Source organism: Shewanella sp. MEBiC00475 (genome assembly GCF_005234075.1).
Lineage (GTDB): Bacteria > Pseudomonadota > Gammaproteobacteria > Enterobacterales > Shewanellaceae > Shewanella > Shewanella polaris.
The window spans coordinates 3901803-3928389 of sequence record NZ_CP039928.1; the positions used below are offsets into that span (position 1 = coordinate 3901803).

At 35.0% G+C, this 26587-nt stretch carries 21 protein-coding genes; 20 read left to right on the forward strand and 1 reads right to left on the reverse strand.

Annotated features, from left to right (window positions below; translation table 11 throughout):
- Positions 1-73 precede the first annotated feature (73 nt).
- The 19 genes from FCN25_RS17330 (at position 74) to FCN25_RS17420 (ending at position 22853) form a co-directional block, all read left to right on the forward strand.
- On the forward strand, positions 74-1036 hold the full coding sequence (locus tag FCN25_RS17330; protein ID WP_175405896.1) for a phosphoribosyltransferase: 963 nt from the start codon (positions 74-76) through the stop codon (positions 1034-1036).
- Positions 1037-1078: 42 nt separating this feature from the next.
- Positions 1079-2398: a lipopolysaccharide biosynthesis protein gene (locus FCN25_RS17335; RefSeq protein ID WP_137226652.1), complete on the forward strand. Its 1320-nt coding sequence runs from the start codon at positions 1079-1081 to the stop codon at positions 2396-2398.
- Positions 2399-2456: 58 nt separating this feature from the next.
- Positions 2457-3446 (forward strand): glycosyltransferase family 2 protein, encoded by a 990-nt coding sequence (locus FCN25_RS17340; RefSeq protein WP_137226653.1) that lies wholly within the window; start codon positions 2457-2459, stop codon positions 3444-3446.
- Positions 3447-4679, forward strand: a complete 1233-nt coding sequence (locus tag FCN25_RS17345; RefSeq protein ID WP_137226654.1) for an EpsG family protein — start codon at positions 3447-3449, stop codon at positions 4677-4679.
- Positions 4676-5467, forward strand: a complete 792-nt coding sequence (locus FCN25_RS17350; protein ID WP_137226655.1) for a hypothetical protein — start codon at positions 4676-4678, stop codon at positions 5465-5467. Before FCN25_RS17345 ends, FCN25_RS17350 begins: the two co-directional genes overlap by 4 nt.
- Entirely contained in the window at positions 5468-6205 is a 738-nt protein-coding gene (locus tag FCN25_RS17355) for a WecB/TagA/CpsF family glycosyltransferase (protein WP_137226656.1), read from the forward strand.
- A gap of 3 nt (positions 6206-6208) precedes the next feature.
- Positions 6209-7234 carry an acyltransferase gene (locus tag FCN25_RS17360; protein ID WP_137226657.1) on the forward strand — a complete coding sequence of 342 codons (1026 nt, stop codon included), beginning with the start codon at positions 6209-6211 and terminating at the stop codon, positions 7232-7234.
- Positions 7234-8124, forward strand: coding sequence for an SGNH hydrolase domain-containing protein (locus FCN25_RS17365; protein ID WP_137226658.1), 891 nt, complete (start codon positions 7234-7236; stop codon positions 8122-8124). The genes FCN25_RS17360 and FCN25_RS17365 overlap by 1 nt, the downstream gene beginning before the upstream one ends.
- Before the next feature lie 12 nt (positions 8125-8136).
- The gene (locus tag FCN25_RS17370) at positions 8137-9564 is read left to right on the forward strand and encodes a mannose-1-phosphate guanylyltransferase/mannose-6-phosphate isomerase (protein ID WP_137226659.1); all 1428 of its coding nucleotides are present in this window, start codon (positions 8137-8139) and stop codon (positions 9562-9564) included.
- Positions 9564-11015: a phosphomannomutase gene (locus FCN25_RS17375; RefSeq protein WP_137226660.1), complete on the forward strand. Its 1452-nt coding sequence runs from the start codon at positions 9564-9566 to the stop codon at positions 11013-11015. Before FCN25_RS17370 ends, FCN25_RS17375 begins: the two co-directional genes overlap by 1 nt.
- Entirely contained in the window at positions 11008-12408 is a 1401-nt protein-coding gene (locus FCN25_RS17380) for an undecaprenyl-phosphate glucose phosphotransferase (RefSeq protein ID WP_137226661.1), read from the forward strand. The genes FCN25_RS17375 and FCN25_RS17380 overlap by 8 nt, the downstream gene beginning before the upstream one ends.
- 325 nt (positions 12409-12733) lie before the next feature.
- Positions 12734-13945: an outer membrane beta-barrel protein gene (locus FCN25_RS17385; RefSeq protein WP_137226662.1), complete on the forward strand. Its 1212-nt coding sequence runs from the start codon at positions 12734-12736 to the stop codon at positions 13943-13945.
- A 7-nt stretch (positions 13946-13952) separates the two neighbouring features.
- The gene (locus FCN25_RS17390) at positions 13953-14489 is read left to right on the forward strand and encodes a polysaccharide biosynthesis/export family protein (RefSeq protein WP_137226663.1); all 537 of its coding nucleotides are present in this window, start codon (positions 13953-13955) and stop codon (positions 14487-14489) included.
- A 65-nt stretch (positions 14490-14554) separates the two neighbouring features.
- A complete protein-coding gene (locus FCN25_RS17395; protein ID WP_302629530.1) occupies positions 14555-16744 on the forward strand; it encodes a polysaccharide biosynthesis tyrosine autokinase in 2190 nt (729 codons plus the stop codon).
- Positions 16741-17478 (forward strand): tyrosine-protein phosphatase, encoded by a 738-nt coding sequence (locus tag FCN25_RS17400; protein WP_137226665.1) that lies wholly within the window; start codon positions 16741-16743, stop codon positions 17476-17478. The genes FCN25_RS17395 and FCN25_RS17400 overlap by 4 nt, the downstream gene beginning before the upstream one ends.
- Positions 17479-18180, forward strand: a complete 702-nt coding sequence (locus FCN25_RS17405) for a hypothetical protein (RefSeq protein WP_137226666.1) — start codon at positions 17479-17481, stop codon at positions 18178-18180.
- Positions 18181-18266: 86 nt separating this feature from the next.
- Positions 18267-19553: an O-antigen ligase gene (locus FCN25_RS17410; protein ID WP_254693674.1), complete on the forward strand. Its 1287-nt coding sequence runs from the start codon at positions 18267-18269 to the stop codon at positions 19551-19553.
- A 78-nt stretch (positions 19554-19631) separates the two neighbouring features.
- Complete coding sequence (galU, locus tag FCN25_RS17415) at positions 19632-20522, forward strand: UTP--glucose-1-phosphate uridylyltransferase GalU (protein WP_137226668.1); 891 nt, start codon at positions 19632-19634, stop codon at positions 20520-20522.
- A 405-nt stretch (positions 20523-20927) separates the two neighbouring features.
- Positions 20928-22853: an acyltransferase family protein gene (locus FCN25_RS17420; protein WP_137226669.1), complete on the forward strand. Its 1926-nt coding sequence runs from the start codon at positions 20928-20930 to the stop codon at positions 22851-22853.
- A 288-nt stretch (positions 22854-23141) separates the two neighbouring features.
- Here FCN25_RS17420 and mnmC read toward each other — a convergent pair whose 3' ends face one another.
- Positions 23142-25235 carry an FAD-dependent 5-carboxymethylaminomethyl-2-thiouridine(34) oxidoreductase MnmC gene (mnmC, locus tag FCN25_RS17425; protein ID WP_137226670.1) on the reverse strand — a complete coding sequence of 698 codons (2094 nt, stop codon included), beginning with the start codon at positions 25233-25235 and terminating at the stop codon, positions 23142-23144.
- A 132-nt stretch (positions 25236-25367) separates the two neighbouring features.
- On the opposite strand from mnmC, the gene fabB reads away from it, so the two are divergent.
- A complete protein-coding gene (gene fabB / locus FCN25_RS17430) occupies positions 25368-26582 on the forward strand; it encodes a beta-ketoacyl-ACP synthase I (protein WP_167496098.1) in 1215 nt (404 codons plus the stop codon).
- Positions 26583-26587: the final 5 nt, after the last annotated feature.

Below are 26587 nucleotides of genomic sequence, written 5' to 3' on the forward strand. Positions count from 1 at the left end.
TTTTATTTGTCAATATAATATTTAACAACATTATAATGATATGAAGTTATTTTATTTGTACTTGGGGTTAACGATGATATATAAATCTTACAGTAGCTTAAGTCGTGATATTAGTAATAATGTCCATAGGTTGAACTACCAAAAATTTGATTTAATTGTAGGTATTCCTCGAAGTGGAATGGTACCTTCATATATGGTGTCATTATTGCTTAATGTTCACTGTATAGATTTACCTGCTTTTATTAGAAACGAAAAACTGTGCAAAGGTATTACTCGAGATATCGAATCTAATATTGTTAAAGCACATGAAGCGAAAAAAATACTACTGATAGATGACAGTGTCCTATCTGGTAAATCAATGCGTGATGCTATTGAGAAAATCCCATCTACTTTTAAAGGTGAAATTCTAACAGCAGCGGTATATTCAAGTGATAAAGAGCACGAAAGTGTTGATATTATACTTACCAAAGTAGAACCTCCAAGAGTATTTGAATGGAATATATATCATCATCCAGTCGTTAATAATTCATGTTTCGATATTGATGGTGTACTTTGCTACGACCCATCTGAAGAACAGAACGATGATGGTGAAAAATATATTGACTTTTTAATTAATGCAAAACCGAGGTTTATTCCTACCCAGAAAGTTGATTTTTTAGTGACAAATCGATTAGAGAGGTATCGTGTTCAAACAGAAGCTTGGTTAGCTAAACATGGAGTTAAATTTAACCAACTAGTTATGTTGGGTTTAACTAATAAAAAAGAAAGGTTAGCTCAAACTGACTATTATGCTCACAAAGCTAATTTTTATAAAAGTAGTGATTGTTCTCTTTTTGTTGAAAGTGATATTAATCAAGCTATTGAAATAGCCAATCGCTCTAATAAGTTTGTTTTTTGTGTTGATGAAAATATGATGGTTATGCCTGGTGGACTTAAGCGATTTAAAAACAAAAAATATTTTTTATCTAAAGTTCGCTATAAACTATCCAAAATAACAGTTTTACGTAGAATTTACGATATTTTAAAAAAGCATTGAATATTATAAATAATATAATATTTATCATTTGAAGAGTGTTTGATGTCAGATTTAACAATAGATAAAAAGCTTATAAAGTCAATATTGCATAGTATGACTGGACGCTACTTAGTTTATGCTATACAGCTAATTTCTATGATTGTGTTAGCCCGAGTTTTTACCCCTGAAATATTTGGTATATTTGCTATAATTCAAGTTTTTGCTGTTTTTTTTGCTTTAGTCAGTGAAATGGGTTTTGGACCCGCATTAGTTAATGAAACTAACATTTCGAAAAACATGCGTAATGGTATTTATAGTTTTACGTGGATATTAGGTGTTGTAGTTGCTATTTTATTTTTCGCGCTATCCCCTTTGATCTCTTGGTTTTATAATAATGAAATTTACCAATTACTTGTTATCCCTGTTGCAATAGGTATTATTTTCAACACTGCTGCCATTGTACCTTTATCAGCATTTAATCGTGATAAAAAATTTATAACTATAGCCCGATGTGAAGGTGTCGCTGAAATCACATCAATCATTGTTATATTGATTTCGACTAAATTTATGGACCCTATTTGGGCATTGTCATTGAAACCACTAACAGTGGCATTTATTCGTTTTATATTAGTGTTAGTTAGCTCAAGTAAAACTGAAATAGGCATGCCTAGTTTTGGTAAGGAGTTATCTTCTATTAAGAAAATATTAGCATTTTCAAAGCATCAAGCTGGTTTTAATTTTTTAAACTATTTCTCAAGAAATTTAGATAATATTTTAGTAGGTAAGTATCTAGGAACAGCAAGCTTAGGTATATATGACAAAGCATATCAATTAATGCGCTACCCATTACTGTTACTTACATTTGCAATGTCACCAGCAATACAACCAGTAATGAAAGAATTAAAAAATGATTTGCATGAATTTGAAAAACTTCATAATAAATTTATACGTTATGTGTCTATATTAGGATTGATTGTCGGTTTTAGCATCTTTTACCTATCTGACTATATAGTTCTATTTTTACTCGGTGAGCAGTGGGGAGAAGTTTCGCCACTATTGAAAATTCTAGCTGTATCAATTCCTATTCAAATTGTAATGAGCACCAGTGGTGGCTTTTATCAAGCGGCTGGACGCGCTGATTTAATGTTAAAGTGTGGCATGTTTTCATTTTTTACAAATGTTACAGGTATTATAATAGGCGTATGGACAAATGATTTGCAATTACTCTGCTGGGCAATAGTGGCTTGTTCATTTATTAATTACATTCAATGCTATTATATTATGGGCCGTAGTTTATTACCTTCTGGCGTTTTTAATACACTAAAAAATATTCTTCTTACATTAGTTGGCGTTATAATTCTCTTTATTATTGTTATTAATTAAAGTCAGTAGTTTTTTATCAATTTGTGTTTTAAAACATTATCTTAGTCTGGGAAGTAAAATGTTGTTAGAAACAGATATATTAAATGGATTAACAGTTGTAATACCTACGTATGGAAGGTCTGATAAAATTTTACAATCAATATATTCTTGCTTACATCCTGAGGTATTTATTGTTATTGTTGATGATAATGGCTTGAATACGGATAATCAAATTGCAACTAAAAAACTAATTGATAGTATTACCTCTGATTACACTGATAATTTAATTTATCATGCATTAGACACTAATTCTGGAGCTTGTATAGCTCGTAATAAAGGTATAGAGCTTGCAAAAACATCCGTTGTCACCTTTCTTGATGATGACGATATGCTTTTAGTAGAAGAAACATTACAAAAGCTTGAGTATTTTGAAAATCAGATTGATTTCGATATTTGTTGTAGTGACATGTTCTCCAGATTTAATGGCAAAGAGTATCAATTACCTTTTTGTTATTTTAGAGGTTTAACACCAATTGATTTACTTCTTGATGGTAACTGTTATACGCCTATGATCATGGCTAAGAGAGAAGCTTTACTGAGGATTGGTGGTTTTGATAATTGTAAAAAATATCAAGATCATGTGCTAATGTTAAAGATACATTTGTCTAAATTGAATGTATGTTATTTCGATAAGCCTGCTTTTATCCATGTAGATCATGATGAATACAGAATATCTAATAAAGCTTGTTCATACCAAACAGTTAAATTTAGATTTAAATATGAATTTAAGTTGCTTAACGAAATTGATTTAAAACCTAATGAGTTTAACCGCCTGAATAATGTAATAAGTGATAGAAAAAGTTATTTATGTTTCTATTTTATTGTCATGCCAAGACTCGATACCTTTATAAAAAGATTTATTGGTACTAAAAGGTTTTTAAATTCAATACAGGATAATAAGAGTAATTTATTTATTATTGTTAAATCGTTTTTTTATGCGTTAAAAACTGTTGATGGCTTACCATTTTTTATTAAAAGATTTGCTTATAAACTCAAGGGTAAACGATAAGTGGAAAAGATTTTAGACAGTAAAGAGTATTACGGTGAAGCAAATAATAAGAATATTTCTTTATTATTTTTTTACATGTTTATTTTTGTTTTCTCTTTCGCTGCACCATTCTTTTCTTTTATTTGTTGTACTATTTTAGTCATCTATACAAATGATTACAAGTTCATAAAAACACTTCCAATAGCTCTTGTAATGTTTTTTGTTGTTATTAATTTCAATAAAGATTTTTTTTATCAAGGTAATGATCTTTTATGGTATTACTCTTACTTTAAAAACTTTTCGGACTATCAACTAGGTTTTTTTAGTGCTTTCCAAGATGATAACTTAGCTACCGTCACATTAAAATCAAGCGAACCATTTTATCATTTACTGGTATATGCTTCGAGTAAATTAACTAATGGATATTATCCTTTTTATATAACTATGATACATAGCATTATTTATCTAGTTCCTACATTTGTAATTATTAATATATGTAAAATTGAACGAGTCCCCGTTTTAATTTGTTTGTCATTAGTTTTGTTTCAAATGTTAGTTTTTTATGATTTCGGCAATGCATATAATATGATACGGCAACAAGTTGCTAGCTCTTTTGTAGTTCTTTCATTTTATTTTATGTATGTAAAAAAACCACAGCTTTGCTTATTTTTCTGTGTAATATCTATTTTTACTCATAATTCAACTGTTATAGTTGTAGCTTTGATATTTTTGTTTTGCTTGTATAATTTGAATTATTTGTCATATAAAGTAGTTGTTTTTACCAGCAGTATTTTATCTTTTATTTATATATTGTTATACTTTAAAATAAGTGGTGACTATGAGGATTTACAGGATCAATCAAGAGGTTTAGCGTTACAACTATTAGATTTTATCTTGTTCTTTTTAAGTGGAATAATAGTTTTTTTTTATGATTCTAAGTATCGTCACATATATAAATTTATATTCATATTTTTTATTGCATTGTCTTTTTCATATGCTAGTTCTTTTTTACCCTTAAGGTTTCTAACTTTTTATGATTCGTTTAAGTGGCTAGTGTACTTTATTTTACTAAATTTTTTAAGTTCAAAGTTAATAAGATACAAGAGTGCAGATTTTTTTATACTATTAATTTCTACATCACTAGCTTTTATTTATTTTAATCTTAAACTTACTTATACGACATATTATTATAGTGGTACGTTTATCAAGTTTGTTTTTGATTCTCCAGTTTTTTATCTAGGTACTAATTTATGAAAGTGTTACTGTTAACTACATGTTTATATAATGAAGAAAATTACTCAGACTTTCTGAGACTCACTAATAGTTTGTCTTTACAAAAAAAATCTGTTTTCTTTGAACATGCGGTCTTATTTCAAAATTACACTCTAGATAATAAGTTATTGAATAGTTCAGAGAATCATTCAGTAAATGCATTTTATGTCAAAGATATTATGTCATTATCTAAAGCAAGAAATTTTCTAATAAGTGAATATTTAGATTTAATAGCTGATTATGAATATGTTTCATTCCCCGATGATGATTGTTGGTATCCATCTGAATTTTGGGGTTGCTTTGAAGCGTTAGCGGAAACGGATGATGTAGATATTTTTTATACAAAATTCTCCTCTAAACCTATAAATAATTTCAGTTTAAATGAAAGTCACACTACTTATAAATTAGTTAAAAATGCTTCTTCAAATACTACAATTTACAAAAGCAACATTATTAGCCAACTTAAAGTATTTAATGAAGAGTTTGGTGTTGGTAGCATTAATAATGGAGGGGAGGATACCGACTTCGCTATCAGGGCAATGCTTTTAGCTAAAAATATTGTATTTAATAATAGTGATTTAATTGGACATAGAGATCCAATAGCTGAGTTTAGATATCGTTACTTTAAAGGCTCTTTTGGGGTTTTGAAAAATCATTATTTCAAGTCAATCCCTTTGCTATTAATTACCTTACGAAAATTTTTAGTTGGATTAGTGTTTTTACTATCCAATAAAATTAAAATATCAGATTTTTTTATTAGGAAAGTTTAAATGGATTTTTCAAACAAGGCTGTTTTTTTAGGTGTTTACTTTAATAAATTCACTATTGAAAGTTTGGTTTCATTAATTATCGATTTTAGAGGGCAATATATCACTGTAGTGACACCCAATGTCGATCATGTTGTAAGATTGAATTCAAATACAGATTTTAAAAAAATATATCAACAAGCTAACATTACAGTCAATGATAGTCGCATTTTAAATTTATTATCGAAAATTGCTAATGTAGATATAGGTGGTGTAATCCCTGGCAGTGACTTAACAAGGGAGCTAATCGAAAGTTTACCGTGTAATGATTATCCAATATCTGTTATTGGTGCTTCTGATGAAACGATTAAATTTGTTAGCGATAAGTATAATCTAATGTCTTTACATCATTATAATCCTCCAATGGGATTTATTGATGATACTGTTGAAGTAAAGAAGTGCATAGATTTTATTTTAAATAACCCTTCGAAAATAATATTTATTTGTGTTGGTTCCCCAAGACAAGAAGTCTTATCAATTAAACTAAAAGCGGCTGGTGCTACTGGTGTTGCATTATGTGTTGGCGCATCCTTTTTATTTTTAAGTGGCGAAGAAAAACGTGCTCCAAAGATAATTCAAAAGTTATCTTTAGAATGGTTATTTAGATTGCTCCAATCACCTAGGAGACTGTTTAAACGTTATATTGTTGATGGAGTGAAAATTGTCCCAATTTTTTTAAAATATATAATAAATAGAGATTAAGTTATGAATTACAGGTTTGACATAGATGGCTTAAGAACAATTGCTGTTTTTTTAGTCTTATTTCATCACTTTGGCTTTTCCTTCGATGGCGGCTATGTTGGTGTTGATGTGTTTTTTGTTATTTCCGGTTTTGTTATAACATACAGTTATTATAATAAGCTAATGAACGATAATTTTTCTGTAATAATATTTTTTAAACAACGAGTTTTTCGATTATTTCCGGCTTTGTTTTTTGTTTTGTTAGTCACTAATATTGTTTTCTGTTTTATAATGACACCTCCAGATTTGATTAATTTATTTAACCATACTATTTCAAATTTTATTTTCTTGTCTAATGTGTATGCTTTTTTAGAATATGGTAATTATTTCAGCTTAAATGTTAAGGAAGCACCACTACTGCATACTTGGTCACTTGCAGTTGAATGGCAATTTTATATTTTATTTCCATTTTTCTTACTTCTTTTCAATAAACTAAATTTATTAAAGAAAATAGCTCGAGGTGTTATAGCCATTTTTGTTATCTGTGTAGTATTAGTTTTATTATCTGAATATATTTCCATTTATTATCAAAAGTCTGGCTATTACTTAATAGTTTCTAGAGCATATGAGTTGTTAGCTGGTTGCTGGTTAGCATTATTCTGTATGTGGAGTAAAAACAACGTATTACCAACTTTTATACAATCTATTTTATCTTTAATTGGACTTGCTTTAATTTTTTATTCTGCATTATACTTTGGTCCCTACACTCGTTTTCCTGGGTTTTATTCTTTAGTTCCTGTTTTAGGTACGATGTTAATAATTTATACGGAATCATCAGTATTTAATGGTTTTTTAAAAAATAAACTATTTGTTTACTTAGGAAAATGCTCGTATTCAATTTATTTATGGCATTGGCCAATTGTTGTTTTTTTAAATTACGCAGAATATACATTGTTAATACACAAGGTAATTGGTTTACTACTTACTTTAATACTTTCTCACTTTACTTATCAATATATTGAGCTTAGTTTGATGAAAAGGAAGTCGTAATGAAATTTTTTCTATTTGTTATTTTTTCGCTAGTTATAATAATAATTTCAGGTTTGTTTACTGACGGATATTCTAATAGGTTTACTAAAAAAGAAAATGAAATTTTTAATTCAATTTACCAAGGAACTAACGAAAGGAATTGTTTAGCAGCAGACCGAGATGCTACCAGGGGGCTTCTCGAAAGATGTATTTATGGTGGTAATGGCACAAAAATATTGTTAATCGGTGATTCGCATGCAAATCATTTAAATCAGTTCCTGTTAAGCTTGAAAGATAATAATGGTTCACAACCTCAAATTGCAGAATTTACTCAAGGTGCTTGTAATCCAATCTTAGATTTTTCTTATAGTATTTCGCCTAGTATAGAACATGCTACAGCTTGCTTTATAAAAAATAGTAAAACAATGAATGTTATAAGTACATATAATCCTGACATTATTGTTATGTCAGCACGTTGGCCACGTTCAAACAAGATGCATCAATTAATTGATAATCAACTTGAAGTTGTTGATTTAAAAAAATTCGAGTTAAAATTTGAACAAACTCTGCTTTCAATAGTAGCTTCTGGTGTCAAAGTTGTTGTTGTAAATGATATTGCTGGTACTGGTGATATAGGATATAACTGCCCGATTAAACGCGTGCTTTTTTCAGATTCAAGAACCTGTTTAGTTGATAAACCGAACTATGATGATTGGTTTATATCTTTAAACAATAGATTGTCCAAAAAAATAACATATAATTTCGTCGATTTGAATAAAGTAATTTGCAATAACGGATTATGTAAAACTGAAAGCCTTGGTTTACCGTTATATAAAGATGAAGGTCATTTAAATCAATTAGGTTCACAAAGTTTTGCTAATTTTGTAAGTTACAAAGATCTTATAAATTAATTAGGGTTGTATATGATTTTACCGATAATTATGGCTGGTGGTTCAGGTTCTCGTTTATGGCCACTGTCTCGTCAACAATTCCCTAAGCAATTTCTGACTTTGCTTGGTAATCATTCAATGTTACAAACCACGGCAAATCGTCTGCAAGGTATTGTGCATTCGCCAGCATTAGTCATTTGTAATGAAGAACATCGTTTCGCTGTAGCTGAACAGTTTCGGTTAAATGGTATAAATAACAGTGGCATTATTCTCGAGCCTGTAGGGCGTAATACTGCACCAGCTATTGCACTCGCTGCAATGTTGGCTATAAAAAATGGTAATGACCCTTTATTATTAGTGTTGGCTGCAGATCATGTTATCAGAGATGAGTCTGCGTTTTGTGATGCTGTTAAACGAGCCATTCCGCTAGCAGAGCAAAATCAATTAGTCACTTTTGGTATAGTGCCAACGGCACCAGAAACTGGTTATGGCTACATTAAACGTGGTGTTTTACTAACAAACGAGCTTGGATTTAGCGTTGCTAATTTTGTAGAAAAACCAAACTTAACAACCGCTCAAAATTATATTGCGACCGGTCAGTATTATTGGAATAGTGGTATGTTCCTATTTAAGGCTAGTACTTATTTACAAGAATTGGCGTTACATAGTCCTGATATTTTTGCTGCTTGTGAAGCTTCAATGCTAGATACAACTCATGATGCAGATTTTATTCGTATCAATAAGCAAGCTTTCGAGATTTGCCCTGACGATTCTATCGACTATGCGGTGATGGAAAAAACCCAACACGCTGTAGTAGTACCTATGGATTGCGGTTGGAGTGATGTTGGCAGTTGGTCTGCACTGTGGCAAATTGAGGATAAAGACGAGCATGGCAATGTCTTTAAAGGTGATGTGATAGGTATTGATACTAACAACACCTATGTTAACGCTACAGAAAAACTAGTATCTATCATAGGCTTAGATGATGTCATCGTTGTAGAAACTAAAGATGCCGTTTTGGTTGCTAAGCAGTCAGAAGTGCAACAAGTAAAAAAAGTAGTTGATCAATTAAAGTTAGAGCAACGCAGTGAATGGCAGCATCATCGTGAAGTATATCGACCTTGGGGGAAATATGACTCTATTGATAATGGCAGTCGTTTTCAGGTTAAGCGTATTACGGTTAAGCCTGGTGCAAAATTATCTGTGCAAATGCATCATCATCGCGCAGAACACTGGATTATTGTATCAGGTACAGCGAAAGTAACTAATGGCGATAAAGATATTTTATTGACCGAAAATCAGTCTACCTATATTCCCGTTGGTGTAGTTCATGCACTCGAAAATCCGGGTAAAGTCCCTTTAGAACTGATTGAAGTTCAATCGGGGTCATACTTGGGCGAAGATGATATTGTTCGCTTCGAAGATAGATATGGTCGTGTTGAAGCAACGGAGTCTAAATAATGTTTATGACTAACAAGGTGATTGAAAATAGCAATATTGCATTTGGTACGAGTGGCGCTAGAGGCTTAGTTGAAGATTTTAGTGCTGATGTATGTGCTGCATTTACTCTGTCATTTATCCAAACAATGCATTTTTCTTTTAAATTCGATACCTTAGCTATTGCGATTGATAACCGACCGAGTAGTTTTTTTATGGCTAAGGCTTGTGCTACTGCAGCACAACTGCACGGCCTTAATGTCATTTATTACGGGGTTATACCAACCCCTGCTTTAGCTTTTAAGGCGATGGCTTTAAATATTCCCTCTATTATGGTGACTGGCAGTCATATTCCATTTGACCGTAATGGACTTAAATTTTACCGACCAGATGGTGAAATCAGTAAAGCTGATGAGTCATCTATTGTTAATGGCCATTTTACGTTTGAACAGTTAGACACTTTAGTTGATATTGTCGAAGACAATTCTGCTGCTAAATCTTATTTAGCGCGCTACAGTAACCTATTTGAAACACCGTGGCTTAAAGGCAAACGAATTGGGATTTACCAGCATTCTAGTGCTGGGCGTGATATTTATCCTGAGCTTTTTGAACAGTTAGGCGCAGAGATTGTATTAATTGAACGAAGCGATATATTTATCCCTATTGATACTGAGGCTGTGAGCGACACGGACTGTCAAAAAGCGATAGAATGGACCCAAAAATATCAATTGGATGCGTTATTTTCTACTGATGGCGATGGCGATAGGCCTATGTTGGCAGATGAACATGGTCAATGGTTGCGCGGTGATATCTTGGGGTTGTTGTGTGCTCAAGCATTAAACATTGATGCATTAGCCATTCCGGTCAGTTGTAATACGGCTATAGAATTATCTCGACAATTTAAGTTCGTCATGCGCACAAAAATCGGTTCTCCTTATGTTATTTCTGGTTTCGATTCTCTACAACATGACTATGATACCTATGCAGGTTTTGAGGCTAATGGCGGATTTTTATTAGGTTCTGACGTTCATTTCAACCATCAAGTGCTGGTAGCATTGCCTACTCGAGATGCAGTTTTACCTGTACTAATGGCGCTGTTTAGTGCAAGACATGGTACGGTTTCATCTTTAACAGAAAATTTGCCTAATCGTTTTACTCATAGCGATAGATTAACAAATTTCGCAGTGGCTAAAAGTCAAAAAATAATTCAATTTGGTGCAACCTCTCCGAAAAAATTACTATTTCTTCTTGGTTTACTCTCCAAAGACGCCATTACCTTAAATACTATTGATGGACTTCGGTTTACCTTAGATGATGGAGATATAGTGCATTTAAGACCTTCAGGAAACGCCCCTGAGTTTCGTTGTTATGTTGAAAGCGATTCTTTATTTCATGCCAAGCAGTGTGTTGAAACTGTTCTTGCGCGTTTATCAGTTATAAATACGGATAATATATTAGGTGAGCTAAATGGATAGTCCTTCAAAATTCCAATTTGTTGCTACTCGCTCTAACTTTTTGTTACGTGTGACAGACATTATTATCATTGCTGTTTCATTGCTGATAATGATGCGTGGTTACAGTTTAGTATTCAATAAGGATTACTTATTAGTCCTCATCGGGGTACTATTTTTTTTCAGCTATATTGGCGAGTCACTCGGATTATATCGCTCCTGGCGTTTAGGCCGCTTCTCAACTATGTGCCGATTGATGTTAGTGACAGTAACTTTTGCATTTTTATTAATGACTCTCGTTTTATTCTTGTTTAAATATAGTGAAGTGTATTCTAGAGTTGCGATGGCTGGTTGGTATGCATTATCTTTGATTATTTTGCTTAGTTGGCGCTATTGTGTTCGTGAAATTAAACGTATCCGAAGAGCGAAAGGTTTTAACGTAGAAAAAGTTGCCATTGTTGGTATGACTGAAATGGGTAAACATTTATATGACGAGATTATAAAGCATGATGAACTTGGTTTTGAATTTATTGGATTCTATGATGATCGCGAGCCTAGCCGAATGGAAGAGCTCGACTCATCATTGATTGTAGGTCCTATAAACGATGCGGTCGAACTCGCTCGTCTTGGCCAAGTTCAAAAACTATATGTATGCTTACCAATGATAGCGGAACAACGAATTGCTAATATTATCGAGTCACTTGGTGACAGCACTGCTGATGTGTTGATTACCCCGGATTTTTTATTAAAAAACTTAATGCATGCTCGTATTGGAAGTGTAGGTGAAGTTGATACATTAAGTGTGTTTGAATCTCCTGTAAATGGCATGAGACGTTTCTATAAGCGCTCGTTTGATATCGTATTCAGTTTTTGTGCCATTTTAGCTATATCGCCTATCTTGCTTGGTGTTGCAATAGCCGTATATTTATCGTCTAAAGGTGCGATTATATTTAAACAAGATCGTTATGGATTAGATGGTAGGAAAATTAAAGTCTGGAAATTTCGTTCTATGACAGTAACTGAAAATTCTGACAAGGTAACTCAAGCACGTAAAGGCGATGCTCGTATTACAAATGTTGGCTCATTTATACGTCGAACTTCATTGGACGAATTACCACAGTTTTTTAATGTATTGATGGGGGATATGTCAGTTGTTGGCCCTCGTCCTCATGCGGTTGCACACAATGAAGAATATCGGAAACTTGTGACTTATTACATGCTACGTCATAAAGTGTTGCCAGGAATTACTGGTTGGGCACAAGTTAATGGCTGGCGTGGTGAGACAGATACTTTAGATAAGATGGAAAAGCGTGTTGAGTTTGATTTGGCTTACATTCGAAACTGGACATTGTGGTGGGACGTGAAAATTGTATTTTTAACGCTTTTCAAGGGCTTTGTAGGTAAGAACGTTTATTAACGAAGCCACGAAATATTCATGCAGTAGTTGGTTTTTTATTAGTCTTTTGAATGATGTTTAACTTATTTTATTCTTGTGACGCTCTATTTTACGATATTCAGCTAATATTATTCTTTAAGTCGTTCCGATAAAATTATTTCATCCTCATAATGTTTTTTTTCATGTCCTTCAGGCATTTTTACTTATTACGGTAGTGTTGTTTTTACGTCATTCTGGTAAACGCATTTGAGTAGGAATCCGATCTGTTAACTTTTTAAAGCTTACCCATTGGCGTATCGCGTCAGTGTAAATTAATCCCATTTATTTACTTTATAAGGATATAGTCATGAACATGCCATTTAAGTTGAGTTGTGTCGCTACTGTCGTTGCTGCCACAGTATTTACAAGTCCAGTGTTTGCCGTAGATGAAAAAGCAGGTGTTATTCGCACAGAATCTGGTATCGATTTTATTCCGGGTGTTAACTCTGGTTTGAAATATGATGACAACATTACCAGTGCAAATTCTTCAGCTGATGAACTTGATAGTTGGATATTAACGGTAACGCCTGCAGTGCAAGCACAATTAATTGACGGTGATACTACCTTTACACTAGATGCTGGCATTGAATATGGTGATTACTTTTCAAGCAGTGATGATAATTACCTAGATGCTTTAATCAAAGCTAAAGCTGACGTTGATGTTAATCAGTCTAGACGCTTTGGTTTTGATGCCTCATATATTTCAGGTCATGAAGACCGAGGAAGCGGTATTTTTGAAGGAACCAGTGGTGCAGATCAAGATGAGCCAAATACTTATGATGTGACAAGCGTCGGTGGCTATTATGAATATGGTGCAAAAACAACGCCTGCTCGTGTTCGAGCTAATGCCAAATATTCAAGTAAAGAGTACAGTAACTTTGAGTCAATTACTCAGTACCGTAATTTTGATAACACCGCGCTAGGCGCAACTTTTTATTATGACACCCAGTCAGCAAGCAGTATTTTCCTTGACTTTCAACATGTAGATACGGTGTACGATATTGTTGATCCAACAGGTGATCGTGATAGTAAAACCAATACTGTACAAGTCGGTGTTGAATGGCAAGCTAGCGCCGCGACTGAAGGTAGTATTAAAGTAGGTTATCAAAATAAAAGTTTCGATAACGAAAATCGTGACGATTTTAGCGGCTTGTCCTGGGATGCTAAAGTTACCTGGAAGCCTTTAACTTATTCTGCTTTTGATTTTTCTACCGGAAGAACAAGTCGTGATCCAAATGGGGTGGGTGACTACATTCGAGGCACTAGTTATGGTGTTAAGTGGCATCATGAATGGAGTGAGTTATTTACATCCTCATTTGGATTCAAGCAAGTAGATGATGACTATACTGGTATTGAACGAGAAGATAAAAGTAAAGTATATCAATTTGGGCTTAATTATTATATCACTCGCTGGTTAACCCTAAATACTGGTGTCGATGTGTTTGATGTAGAGTCTACTGACAGTCAATATTCTTATGACCGAAATATATATTTTATTAAAGCCGAAATGACCTTATAGGACATCCATGAAGTATTTAACATCATTTTTAGCCGTTATATTATATTTATCATTGGCAATATTGCCAATGATAGCTAGCGCAGAAACACAGAATTATCGTTTAGGTGCTGGAGATATGATTGTCATAAAAGTTTATGGTGAAGAAGCTTTGACACTCGAAACTCAAATAACTAATAGCGGTACGATCAATTACCCTTTTTTAGGTTCGTTACAATTGAATGGTCTGACGATTAAACAAGTGGAGAAACTTGTTTATGACGGTTTAAAAGGTGATTATTTTGTTGAACCCAATGTGTTTGTCGGTATGGTGGAGTACAGGCCATTTTATATTCATGGTGAAGTCAAAAAACCTGGTGGCTACCCTTATCAACCTGGAATGACAGTAAACCAAGCGATAGCCTTGGCAGGAGGATTAACCGAACGTGCTTCGGAAGATAAAATAGCTATTTCCCGTGAAGGTAGCAAAATCGATTCTGAACGTGGCAGCATTAATAGTGCAATTTTAGCCGGTGATACCATTACTATTGAACAGAGATTTTTTTAATGATCTTCCAAGACAGACGACAAAATGCTTCATCTACTAATATAGCTAGTCCTACAACATTACAAATGGATCAGCTTATAGATGTCAAAAAACTATTAATGCCTATATTACATTTTAAGTGGCGCATTTTTGCATTTGCGCTATTGATTACTGCGTTAACAGTGTTTGTAGTGTTAAGTATGACGCCAATTTATAAAGCTTCATCAATGTTATTGATTGAGTCCGAGCAAGCTATGGCGATCAAAATTGATGAAGTGTATGGTATCAATTCTGGCCAGCAAGAATATTATTTAACTCAGTTTGAGATTATTAAATCACGCAGTATTGCTGAGCGAGTATTTAATGAGCTTGATTTAATTAATCACCCCGCTTTTAACCAGCCTCCAAGTTGGTTTGCGGAACTTAAGGCACAACTAAATTTCATACCAGAAGAACTTGCCTTAGTTGATAATCAAATTGCTCAAGATATAGCTAAACATCAAATGATTGATAATTTCGCACAAAATATCAACATTTCGCCGGTACGTAAAACACAACTGGTGAGAATTAGCTATGAAAGCTCAGATTCAATGCTTGCTGCGCAAGTAGCCAACGCTGTAGGCGATACTTACATCATTAGCCAGCTAGAGGCCAAGCTGGGTATGACTCAAAAAGCCAATGTGTGGTTAAGCGGTCGTTTAGAGGATTTGCGTTTAAACTTAAATCAGTCTGAATTTAAATTAGAGCAATTTAAGGTTGCAAACGGCTTAATTGACGTTGAAGGCGTTACAGCCTTAGATGCCAAAGAGCTAGAGCGTTTAAGTGACGAAATTACTGTGGCTAGATCACGTATGGCCGAAGCTGATAGTTTTATGGCTGTGGTGAGACGTTATGGTGCTACTGATATCAGCAGACTAGAAAGTCTACCTGAGGTGACATCACATCAATCGGTACAAAATGTAAAACGTGAAGTTGTACTGGTTGAACGTAAGGTATCTGAGTTACAACAAGTGTATGGGCCAAAACACCCTAAAATGATTGCTGCACAGGCGGAGTTAATTGCGGTACAACAAAACCTGCATAAGCAAATTAGCCGCTTAGTACAAGGGATTGAAGACGAAGCAGAAACAGCGACGCAAAACTTAAGAGCATTAGAGTCGCAATTTGCCAAAGCAAAAGGCGCGTATCAAAATTTGAGTTCTAAAGATACAGATTATCAACGTTTGCTTCGTGAAGTCGATACCAATAGACAATTATTCGACAGTTTTTTAGCTAGGCAGAAAGAAACAGCAGTCACAGGTGATTTTGATTCGCCAGTGGCCCGCTTTACTGATCGCGCAGTTGTTCCGTTAATACCTGCAAAGCCTAATAAGAAAGTGATTGTTATTTTAGCCTTTATTGCCAGTTTAGGTTTTGCCATAATATTAGTATTAATACTTGATGCTTTAAATGACACCATAAAAATCAGTGATGATGTTGAAAAGCTTTTATCTTTACGGGCTTTAGGATATGTACCAAAAGCTAAGAAAGGGACCAGCTACGACAATATCAACTTTGCCTTTTATGACAGCAATCTTCCCCTGCATGCAGAAGCTGTACGAACGATTCGAACATCTATGTCATTAATGGCTATGGGCAGTGATCTCGCCACTATTGAAGTGACATCGTCAAATCCAAATGAAGGAAAAACCACCACATCAATGAATTTGGCTTTTGCTTATGCAACAATGGAGAAAGTGTTGATCATTGATGCAGACCTTCGTAAATCGAGTTTAGGTTTGCGTTTTGGCTTACCGACATACCAGCCTGGTCTTGCTAATATATTATCTGGTACTGATAGCGTGGACCACTGTATTGTTAAAGACGTTAAGCCAAACGTTGATGTAATGCCAGCAGGTGCAGTTCCACTAAACCCTCAAGAGTTGTTAACTTCAGCTCAGTTCGCAGAGCTGTTGACCGAACTCAAAACTTTATATGGTAAAATCATCATTGATACACCGCCAGTTCATGCTGTGAGTGATGCGTTGATTATTACCTCACTATGTGATGCTACTGTCTTAGTCGTTAAAGCAGGTCAAACCCGCAGTGAAGCAATTAAACTGACAATCGCTAAGTTGAATCAGGCTCGTGCTAAGGTATTTGGGGTGGTATTAAATCAGTTCAATACTAAAGATGCCCAGCGGTATCAAGGTGATTATGGTTATTACCAAGCTTATGGTGCCGAACCGTCAATAGTAGAGTCCCCAACTAAGCATAAGGATAAGAGTAAGGCATGATAGATTTACATTGCCATATATTACCCAATATTGATGATGGAGCTAAATCAATTGACGAAGCCATTTCTTTGGTGGCTCTAGCTGCTGATCAGGGAGTGTCGCGAATGGTCGCGACTCCACATATTCATTTGGGCATTTATGATAATAACTTACAATCAATTAATGTTGCTTATCGTGTGTTGTGTGAGGCATTGGCGTTAACCAGTATAGACGTGCAAGTGCGCGCTGCTGCAGAGGTAAGGATTTCGCCAGAAATCATGCAGTTTATTGAGCTACAGCAATTGCCTTTTTTAGGCTGTTACCAGCAAAAAGATGTGCTGCTGCTAGAACTGCCTAGCAGCCATATACCGTCTGGTACAGATAAGTTAATTAACTGGTTATTAGCAAAAGATGTGTTACCCATGATTGCCCATCCGGAGCGCAATCGCGAGTTACAAACACATCCCGATAGAATAAAGCCTTTTGTACAATCAGGGTGTTTATTACAACTTACTGCAGCATCGCTTATTGGTGATATGGGGCCTTCACCACAACAGTTGAGTGAGTATCTTTTGAAGAAAAAGTTATATTCTATAGTTGCTTCTGACTGTCATTCACTAAATAGGCGTCCTCCTAAAATCGCGTTAGCTTATGATGCAATAACTACGTTGGTTGATGAGGATTATGCTTACTTATTAACTAATGCTACGCCTTACAGTATTTCGAACTCGTTATTTGAACCGTCGAGTTTGTAGATGAAGAGAATAAACTGGTCGGCAAGGCGTGTGGTGTATATGGTACTTATTGTGGCTTTATTAGGTTTACTCCCGATATTGCTGCAAAAAGGATTAGCGAATGCCTACCACTTTAAATCTCGATTTTACATTGATAAGTGGCAACAAAGCCATAATCCAACGTCATTACAATATGCCAATGCCCTATTAGCCGCAGATTATGCATTTAGTATTGACAGTAAAAACCCACACTACTTATTAACTTTAGCGAAGGTTATGGAGTGGGGGGCATTTTCAAAATTAGCTCAGCCTAATAATATGGCATTTAAGCAATTATATCTTGATGCTATTGAGCAAAGGCCTACATGGCCAAATGCCTATAGTGATTATGCTTATAATTTAGCGTTTATTCAGCATGATATTAATCTCGCTTGGATAAATTTGGAACAAGCGTTGGTTTATGGTCCATACACCCCAGAGGTGCTGCATCAAGTGTTGGCAATAGGTTTTGCTCATTGGCCTAATCTAACTGTAAGTCAAAAGCAGTTAGTGTTTACAACGGCAAAACACGCCGCTAGTGCAAATTGGTTAATGCGTAATGATTTAAAAAAAATGGCAAAGAGATATCAATTAACACACGTGATATGTACTTATTTTAAATATTCAATTCCAGCTTTTAGTGCTAATGATGAAAAATGGATTAAACAGGATATGTGCCGCTAATGAGTATTCATATAGCTAGAACGTCGGCGTATTTTGGGCAATTTCAGCGAATCATAATGTTGGCATTATGCGGGCTAATAATTTGGATGCCGATTCCTTTAGGTAGTAATCGAATTTGGTCATTAGCTGTTTTAGAGATTGGTATTGTATTAATTTCTATAGCTCATATAGTATATTGTTTTAAATATAATGACCTATTATTGCGCTATCGTTGGCAAAAACAGTTGTTAATTCCAGCAGGATTAATGTTGGTATATTTATGTTTGCAATTACTTAATTGGATTCCGGGAATTGATACTGTAGATGCTTATCAAACTGCTCAACAACTGCTAAAAACCTTCTGTTTCACCTTGTTTATTTTACTGTTAAGTCAATACTGTCAACAACCAAAGGCAATACGTTGGTTGTTGATTGCCATTATTTTATCGGGCTGCTTACAAGCTTTTTATGGTACTTTATTGAATTTATTGCAGTTAGATACCTCGCCGATTTTTGGCTATCACGATGGTGATAGGGCTAAAGGCTCATTTGTATACCAAAACCATTTCGCCAATTATTTAGCCCTTTGTTTAAGTATAGCCTTTGGTTGGTTGTTATCCGAGCTCAAAACAACCAAAAAAGAATTCGATTTACGTGAAATGTTAATTGATTTGTTATCGACTTTATTTAGTCGGAAACTTATTTTACGTTTAGCGATTATAATTATGGTAATAGGGCTAATATTAAGTCGTTCACGCATGGGCAATGCCGGTTTTTTTACTGCTTTAGGCTTTGTGTCGTTATTATCGATGTTTATCTACCGTCGTCCACCTACATTATTTAAACCTTTAGTTGTTAGCATTTTTATCCTCGATTTGCTTATTGTTGGCTCCATTTTCGGTGTTGATAAGCTAAAACAGCGATTAGATGATACTTCTTTTAGCTCTGAAACCCGAGATGAAGTAGTTTTTGATAGCATACCTATTATTAAACAGCACTTATTTACTGGTACTGGAGGCGGCAGTTTTTATACTGTATTTCCACAATACCAACCGCAGTTTTATTCAGGTTTTTATGACCATGCTCATAATGAATATGTTCAGTTCTTGGTTGAGTACGGAGTGGTGATGACTTCAGTTTTAGGGTTTTGGGTGCTATATGCGTTTTGGTTAGCGTGCAGAACCATGTATTTACGCAATAATAAACTTTACAAAGGTGTCGCTTTTGGTTGTGCGATGGCCATTATACACATGTTATTGCATATTTCAGTTGATTTTAACCTGCAATCGCCCTCAAATGCGTTGTTATTCTTAACTATTATAACCTTGTGTTGGTTAGTTCGTTATTTGCCTTCTGAGATAACTCGTGCTCAGAAGTCGTCACATCAGTTTTAGCTTTGTTCTTATTATTGTTAAATTTCACTTTTCACTTTTAATCAATTTATTTTTAGCCTCAGCTATATAAGGATGTTTATGAAAGTTGTTATTCCCGTTGCCGGTTTAGGTACTCGAATGTTACCTGCTACTAAAGCAATCCCGAAAGAAATGTTGCCGTTAGTGGATAAACCGCTTATTCAATATATTGTTGATGAATGTGTTAGCGCAGGGATTAAAGAAATAGTATTGGTGACTCATGCAAGTAAGAATGCTATAGAAAACCATTTCGATAAATCTTATGAGCTAGAATCAACCTTAGAAAAACGTGTGAAACGTCAGTTATTGCATGAGGTACAAGCTATTTGTCCTAAAAACGTCACTATTATGCATGTACGGCAAGGTGAAGCAAAAGGACTAGGACATGCGATTTTGTGTGCCAAACCCTGTATTGGCGATAACCCATTTGCTGTTGTGTTACCCGATGTGATTTTAGATTCTTACTCTGCTGATCAACGTACTGAAAATTTAGCATCGATGTTAATTCGTTATCGTGAGTCAGAAGCTAGTCAAATTATGGTTGCCCCAGTGCCTGATGATCAAGTGCACAAGTATGGCATTGCAGATTGTGGTGGTGAAACTATCAATCCAGGCGATTCTACTAAAATCTTCAATATGGTTGAAAAACCAGATATAGGCCTGGCTCCATCGAATTTAGCCGTTGTTGGGCGCTATGTATTGTCTGAAAAAATCTGGGATTTATTAGCGCGCACCCTACCTGGCGCAGGTGATGAAATTCAGCTTACTGATGCTATAGATATGTTAATTGAATCTGACACCGTAGAAGCTTTTAACATGACTGGCAAGTCACATGATTGTGGTGACAAGTTAGGTTATATGAAAGCCTTCGTAGAATACGGTTTACGCGACCCTAAATTAGGCAGCGGTTTCAAGAAAGAACTTGTTAATTTATTAGAAGAGTATAGATAACCCATCAGGCTATACAGAGGGCACAATGCGCCCTCTGTATAAATATAATATGTCCGCAACTTCGAAACGAAATAATACGTAATTACCAATATCATTTTAGGCATTCATGTTTATGTTGCCTTCTCCTCAAAACTCCACTTATGAAACCAACCTTAGGTTACTCTAGATTTAATCGCTGACAAACTTCGATTTCGAGTATAATTATTTGTTAATTAATGCCTTTGTGTCCTATGAATGACTTTTGCAAGATAATGGTTTGTTAAAGTTAATATAACTAAGGATTAAAATGTTTGAGTACGAATACGTCGAAAAGTATATTTTAAACTTTCTACTATTTAAAACATTTGAAAGTCATTTTTTTATTTGGATTTTTAATTGTCATAGTAAAATGTTGGTTTTAATAAAATGAGTTTTAGAAAAGATATTAATGGTTTGCGTGCTTTTGCTGTTATTTCTGTAGTGTTGTTTCATTTTAATTCAGATTGGATGCCAGGTGGGTTTGCTGGTGTAGATGTTTTTTTTGTTATTTCAGGTTTTTTAATGACAGGGATAATTTTTAGAAAGATTGAAAAAAACAACTTTTCCATCATTGGGTTTTATATCGATAGAGCAAACAGGATTGTACCAGCTTTGGCTTTTCTTTGTTTAGCATTACTTATTTTTGGGTGGCTCTACTTAATTCCATCAGATTATGAAGCTCTAGGTCATCATGTAGGAAGTAGTCTAGGCTTTATATCAAATATAGTATATTGGAAAGAAGCTGGATATTTTGATGCTAGTTCACATGATAAATGGCTATTACACACTTGGTCATTATCTGTTGAATGGCAGTTTTATATAATCTACCCTTTAGCTCTAATCGCTTTGAAACGTTTTATTTCCTTTAAAACCTTAAAGATTATTGTGTTAGCTGGTACCTTAGTCGGATTTTTATTCTGCGTTTTTTCTACTTACAGATGGCCTGAGGCATCATACTTTTTACTACCAACACGAGCTTGGGAGATGATGTTTGGCGGTGTTGCTTATCTTTACCCTATATCGATGGATAATGCTAAGAAAATAATAGTTGAGAGGTTAGGATTAATATTAATTATAGGTTCTTATTTTGTAATATCTAAAGATAATTATTGGCCAGGTTTTTTGGCTTTGTTTCCGGTTTTTGGTACTTTCTTGGTTATATCAGCAAAAAGAGATAATAGTTTAATTACAGGTAATGTTGTTCTTCAAAAAATTGGAGTTTGGTCTTATTCTATTTACTTATGGCACTGGCCTTTAGTTGTAGCTATTTACTATTATTCCTTAAGCTCTATATTTATTTTTTTTGGTTTATTTTTTTCTTTGTTTCTAGGTTTTTTAAGTTATCGATATGTTGAAGGGGTTCGGTTTGAGTTAGTTTTTAGTCGACTTGTTCATATTTTTAAATGTATCCCAGTCTATATGGCATTAATCGTTATATTTTTAGGTGGTGTCGTTTTTTACACTGATGGCATAAGCTCTAGGTTTAATTTATCACTAGAGTCAGCTAAAGGTTTTAAAAAAATAAACAAGCAACTTATCATGCCTTTAAGGAGTAATGGATATTGCTTTTATTCATTTAATGAAGGGGTTGACTTTGTTGACACGGAAGTGGGTACAGATTGTTATTTAGGTGCTAAAGATGAGAAACCATTAACTTTACTTTTTGGTGATTCCTATGCAGGTCATAATGAGCCATTCTGGGATGAAATATTTAAGGTTAATAATGAATCTTTTCAATCAATTTCAACGAATTGGTGTGTTCCATCTTTAAGTAAGAATTTCACGGGCCCAACCACACATAAATCTTATCAACAATGTTTGTTAAATAGAAGTTATTTAAATGAAAATATGCATAATTATAACAATATTATTTTCGCTGGTTCTTGGGATACTGTTTTAGAAAAGGGACAGTTTGAAGATGTTATAGCTGTTATTGACAAAGCCGCAAAAGTAGGTGCAAATGTTTTTATAATGACTGCACCATACCGTTATAGAAAAAATCCACTACCAAGTTTTTACAAAAGTATTTATTTTGATATTCCATTATATATAAATTCAACACAGATTAGTGACAAAGGAATGTCTGAGGCTAATCTTAGGTTAAAGAATATATCTTATAAATATGAAAGTGTCACATTTATAGGTAGGGCAATGCTTTATAAAAATAACAATACATTTGTTGTAGATGGTATTGAAGTCCCTTATAGTTTAGATGGCGGCCACATTTCTATTTTAGGTTCTAAGTATTCAGCAAAACATTTTATGAAAAACTCTGAATATAATAATGTTATGGATAAGTTTGATTTTAATTGATATCAGTTAGTGATTAAAATTCGATTGTAACTATGATAGAATTCTATTTAGGTGTAAAAGAACTTTAGGTTTAAATAGGTTTTTTTGCTTCTCAACATTTATGCCATATTTAGTTCTAAAAATTTACAGTAATGTTGAGGGTTTAATTCTTAGTATTGAATGCTTTGATAATAATCAATGACAAAGTTGTTCGTGAATATAGTCATGTCATAATGTGTGTAGCTTGCTTATATGTTGTAAATTACTCTTACAATGACACTTTAATTAAAAATTGATGTATTAATCTTATCACATCAATGCCTTGCCTTTAAGTAGTTTACGCAGCCACATTCTGTTTGGGTTAAGCTGTGCTTGTAAATCTAAACTTAATGGCGACAATTCATCGCATAGATTCGCAGCGAGGCATTCGGCAATGAGTGGGCCTGAACTTAATCCTCGCGAGCCTAATCCACCTAATACATATAACCCTTCATAAATCGGTGCTGGTGTAGTTTGCCAGTATCGTTGCCATAGGCTGGGTTTATCTTTAGATTTTTGCTGTACGGCATAACGCGCAAATATCTCTTTAACATCAGGTACACATCCCATAACGGGGAAATGATCGCGACTCACCATTCTTTCGCCAACTCTGGCATCATTATTTGAAACATCAATATCGTTAGGCCAGTTAGCGTTAGGAAAGCTTTGCTGCATCTTTAGGCTATTTTCATGCTGTTCTTGTAAGCAAAATTCTAGATGCTTAGGATCTTTTACGTAACTTGCACCGACACAATGTAACTGATCTCGTTGTGGTGTCAGATAACCATTGGCACAGATAACCGTATTAAGCAGTGCTAGTTCACCTTGTGAGGGAACATGACTGACTTGCCCCCTAAAAGCTGTAATTTGCAGTTTTTTTGTTTGGTGGTAGCGAGTAAGTTGCGATCCTGAGGCAATAACAACCTGACTATGTGTTGCTATGGAGTTGATATTTTCGCCACTAAACAGTTGCCAGCCAGATGAATGTGATTTAAGTGAGCTAATGTCGCTATTATAAATTACCCTCACTTTGGTTAATGTTTGTGCTTTGGCAATACTCGCCTGTGCGAATTCAAACGGGCAAGCCCAACCACCCAAGGGGTAATAAAAGCCTGATTTATCGATATCGATGTTAGCAAGTTGTGTAGCTTGTTTTGGATTGACACTAAAAGCAATCTCACCTGGCCACGTTTGACCATGAATAATTTTATCTAATCTTGTTTGGCTACGTTGATCAAAGCCCGTGTGCAATACACCACACCAATCATGTCCAATATGATAACCATCATCAACTAATGCTTGAATACGACGCCGACTATAGAGAAAAGCTTGTTGAAAAAACTGACTGAGTGAATTATTTTCAGGCGTGAGTAAAGGATAAATTGCACCTTGTTTGTTACCTGATGCACCTTGCCCTAATTGTTCATCTTTACAATAAATGATTACCGATTTTCCACGCTCAGCTAATGATAAAGCCAGACTTGCTGAAGCAATTCCCCCGCCTATAACGGCAATAGGATCATGGTCATTACACTTGATTGCAGGAATTGGATTGTAGGCAAACTGTTGACGTGTTTGTTGTCTGAGTGCTTCTCGTTCTGCAATGGCAATATTATCAGTTGATGTGGCCGTAATTGTTTGGGGAAATCCACAAAAATCCAATTGCTTTTTGATTGCAGAGGGAATACCGTTATTATCAAGGGTAGCGGTAAAAAATGTCGCGTTATCAATACTAATACGCCCATATTGCCACAGTAAATACTGATTAAAATATTGATCCGAATGAGTCATTTGGCTCGTATAGGGTAGGGCAAACCAGTGTGCTATTCTGTTATTCTTCGGTGTGGCAATCGTTTTAGTTTGCTCTAAAGGCGAGCCTTGATATAGGTCAATGACTAATTCGTTGTGGTGTAGACTTAATCGTTGGCAACCTTCGATAGCCGCTATTTCGCAATTGAGTAATGCTTGGGTCAAATCAATTAAAGGGTGATCTGAATGAAGGAGTCCTTGCTGTTGCCATTTTTGTTCAAGTTGCTTTCGGTTTACAGGTGTTTGTTCAAATATACTGATGTGAACTCGGGTTTGTTGATTAGCTAGAGAAGCATGGCTATTTATAGCTCTTAAGGCAGCCCATAATAGGATGATTTCATGGCCATCGCCGAAACCTAATTGGCCTAGCATGAGTAAATGACGTTGATTATCTGTGGCAGTCTCATGACCGTCACCGCTTTGCAATACAATGTCGATATACTGTTTAACAAGTTGGGAATATCGGCTATTTTGATGAGTGTCGGCGCCCAGTAATGAACAACTATGCATTTCTTGTAAATTGGGAGATACAGATAATAAAGTGGTTTTATTCAAAATGTTTTACTCAGGGCCGATAACTTGGCATTATTTTACCTGTGTTTATGGAAAGCTGACCACTTAATTGCTTTAAAGAAGCTATGATTGCCGCAATTAAGTACTGACATGTACCAAATGGATAGCAAAAAAATGAAAAGAGTCGTGATCACCGGAATGGGTGTTGTTTCAAGTATCGGTAATAACAAGCAAGAAGTGACTGAGTCACTGAAAGCAGGTCGTAGCGGTATTACTCACTCAGAGCAGTTTGAAGAAATGCAATTACGCAGTAGAGTTTGGGGCGATATTAAAATTAATCCAGCTGATCATATCGATCGTAAAGCACTTCGCTTTATGGGTGATGCTGCCGCATATGCTTATATTGCTATGCAGGAAGCGATTACAGATGCTAATTTAACAGAAGAACAATATTCTAATTTTCGTGTCGGACTGATTGCTGGTACTGGTGGCGCGTCATCTAAAAACCAAGTGCAAGCTGCAGATACACTTCGTGAAAAAGGTGTTAAGCGTGTAGGGCCTTATATTGTGCCTCGCATTATGTCTAGTACAGCAAGCGCTTGCTTAGCGACACCATTTAAAATTAAAGGGACGAGCTATTCAATCAGTTCAGCTTGTGCCACTTCAGCTCATTGTATTGGTCATGCCGTTGAACTTATCCAAATGGGTAAGCAAGATATGGTATTTGCTGGTGGTGCTGAAGAAGTTGATTGGACATTAACCATGGGCTTTGATGCCATGGGTGCATTGTCGACTAAGTACAATGACACACCTGAAAAAGCATCGCGTACTTATGATGCTGACCGCGATGGTTTTGTTATCTCTGGCGGTGGCGGGATTGTTGTTGTTGAAGAATTAGAGCACGCACTTGCTCGTGGTGCCAAGATTTATGCTGAAATTATTGGTTATGGTGCATCATCTGATGGCTATGACATGGTTGCGCCATCAGGCGAAGGTGCAGTTCGTTGTATGCAAATGGCATTAGCGGATGTTGATACACCGGTTGATTACATTAATACTCATGGTACTTCTACACCAGTAGGTGACATGCGTGAACTTGAAGCATTACGTGAAGTCTTTAGTGATAATATGCCTCCAATTGCATCGACTAAATCACTTACAGGTCATGCTTTAGGCGCCGCAGGAGTTCATGAGGCTATTTACAGCTTAATCATGATGGAAGATAGCTTTATTGCACCAAGCATTAACATCGATAACCTTGATGAGAAAGCTACCGGCATGCCAGTAGTTCGCGAAATGCGTAAAGCTGAATTGAATACCGTTATGAGTAACAGTTTTGGCTTTGGTGGCACTAACGCAACATTAGTGATGCGTAAGTATAAAGCTTAAACAGA

Coding starts and splice junctions, on each gene's coding strand:
- galU (WP_137226668.1), top strand. CDS start 19,632: ATGAAAGTTGTTATTCCCGTTGCCGGTTTAGGTACTCGAATGTTACCT.
- FCN25_RS17380 (WP_137226661.1), top strand. CDS start 11,008: ATGGATAGTCCTTCAAAATTCCAATTTGTTGCTACTCGCTCTAACTTT.
- FCN25_RS17330 (WP_175405896.1), top strand. CDS start 74: ATGATATATAAATCTTACAGTAGCTTAAGTCGTGATATTAGTAATAAT.
- FCN25_RS17375 (WP_137226660.1), top strand. CDS start 9,564: ATGTTTATGACTAACAAGGTGATTGAAAATAGCAATATTGCATTTGGT.
- FCN25_RS17370 (WP_137226659.1), top strand. CDS start 8,137: ATGATTTTACCGATAATTATGGCTGGTGGTTCAGGTTCTCGTTTATGG.
- FCN25_RS17385 (WP_137226662.1), top strand. CDS start 12,734: ATGAACATGCCATTTAAGTTGAGTTGTGTCGCTACTGTCGTTGCTGCC.
- FCN25_RS17350 (WP_137226655.1), top strand. CDS start 4,676: ATGAAAGTGTTACTGTTAACTACATGTTTATATAATGAAGAAAATTAC.
- FCN25_RS17405 (WP_137226666.1), top strand. CDS start 17,479: ATGAAGAGAATAAACTGGTCGGCAAGGCGTGTGGTGTATATGGTACTT.
- FCN25_RS17400 (WP_137226665.1), top strand. CDS start 16,741: ATGATAGATTTACATTGCCATATATTACCCAATATTGATGATGGAGCT.
- FCN25_RS17420 (WP_137226669.1), top strand. CDS start 20,928: ATGAGTTTTAGAAAAGATATTAATGGTTTGCGTGCTTTTGCTGTTATT.
- FCN25_RS17340 (WP_137226653.1), top strand. CDS start 2,457: ATGTTGTTAGAAACAGATATATTAAATGGATTAACAGTTGTAATACCT.
- FCN25_RS17365 (WP_137226658.1), top strand. CDS start 7,234: ATGAAATTTTTTCTATTTGTTATTTTTTCGCTAGTTATAATAATAATT.
- FCN25_RS17355 (WP_137226656.1), top strand. CDS start 5,468: ATGGATTTTTCAAACAAGGCTGTTTTTTTAGGTGTTTACTTTAATAAA.
- FCN25_RS17360 (WP_137226657.1), top strand. CDS start 6,209: ATGAATTACAGGTTTGACATAGATGGCTTAAGAACAATTGCTGTTTTT.
- FCN25_RS17410 (WP_254693674.1), top strand. CDS start 18,267: ATGCCGATTCCTTTAGGTAGTAATCGAATTTGGTCATTAGCTGTTTTA.
- FCN25_RS17395 (WP_302629530.1), top strand. CDS start 14,555: ATGGATCAGCTTATAGATGTCAAAAAACTATTAATGCCTATATTACAT.
- FCN25_RS17335 (WP_137226652.1), top strand. CDS start 1,079: ATGTCAGATTTAACAATAGATAAAAAGCTTATAAAGTCAATATTGCAT.
- FCN25_RS17390 (WP_137226663.1), top strand. CDS start 13,953: ATGAAGTATTTAACATCATTTTTAGCCGTTATATTATATTTATCATTG.
- fabB (WP_167496098.1), top strand. CDS start 25,368: ATGAAAAGAGTCGTGATCACCGGAATGGGTGTTGTTTCAAGTATCGGT.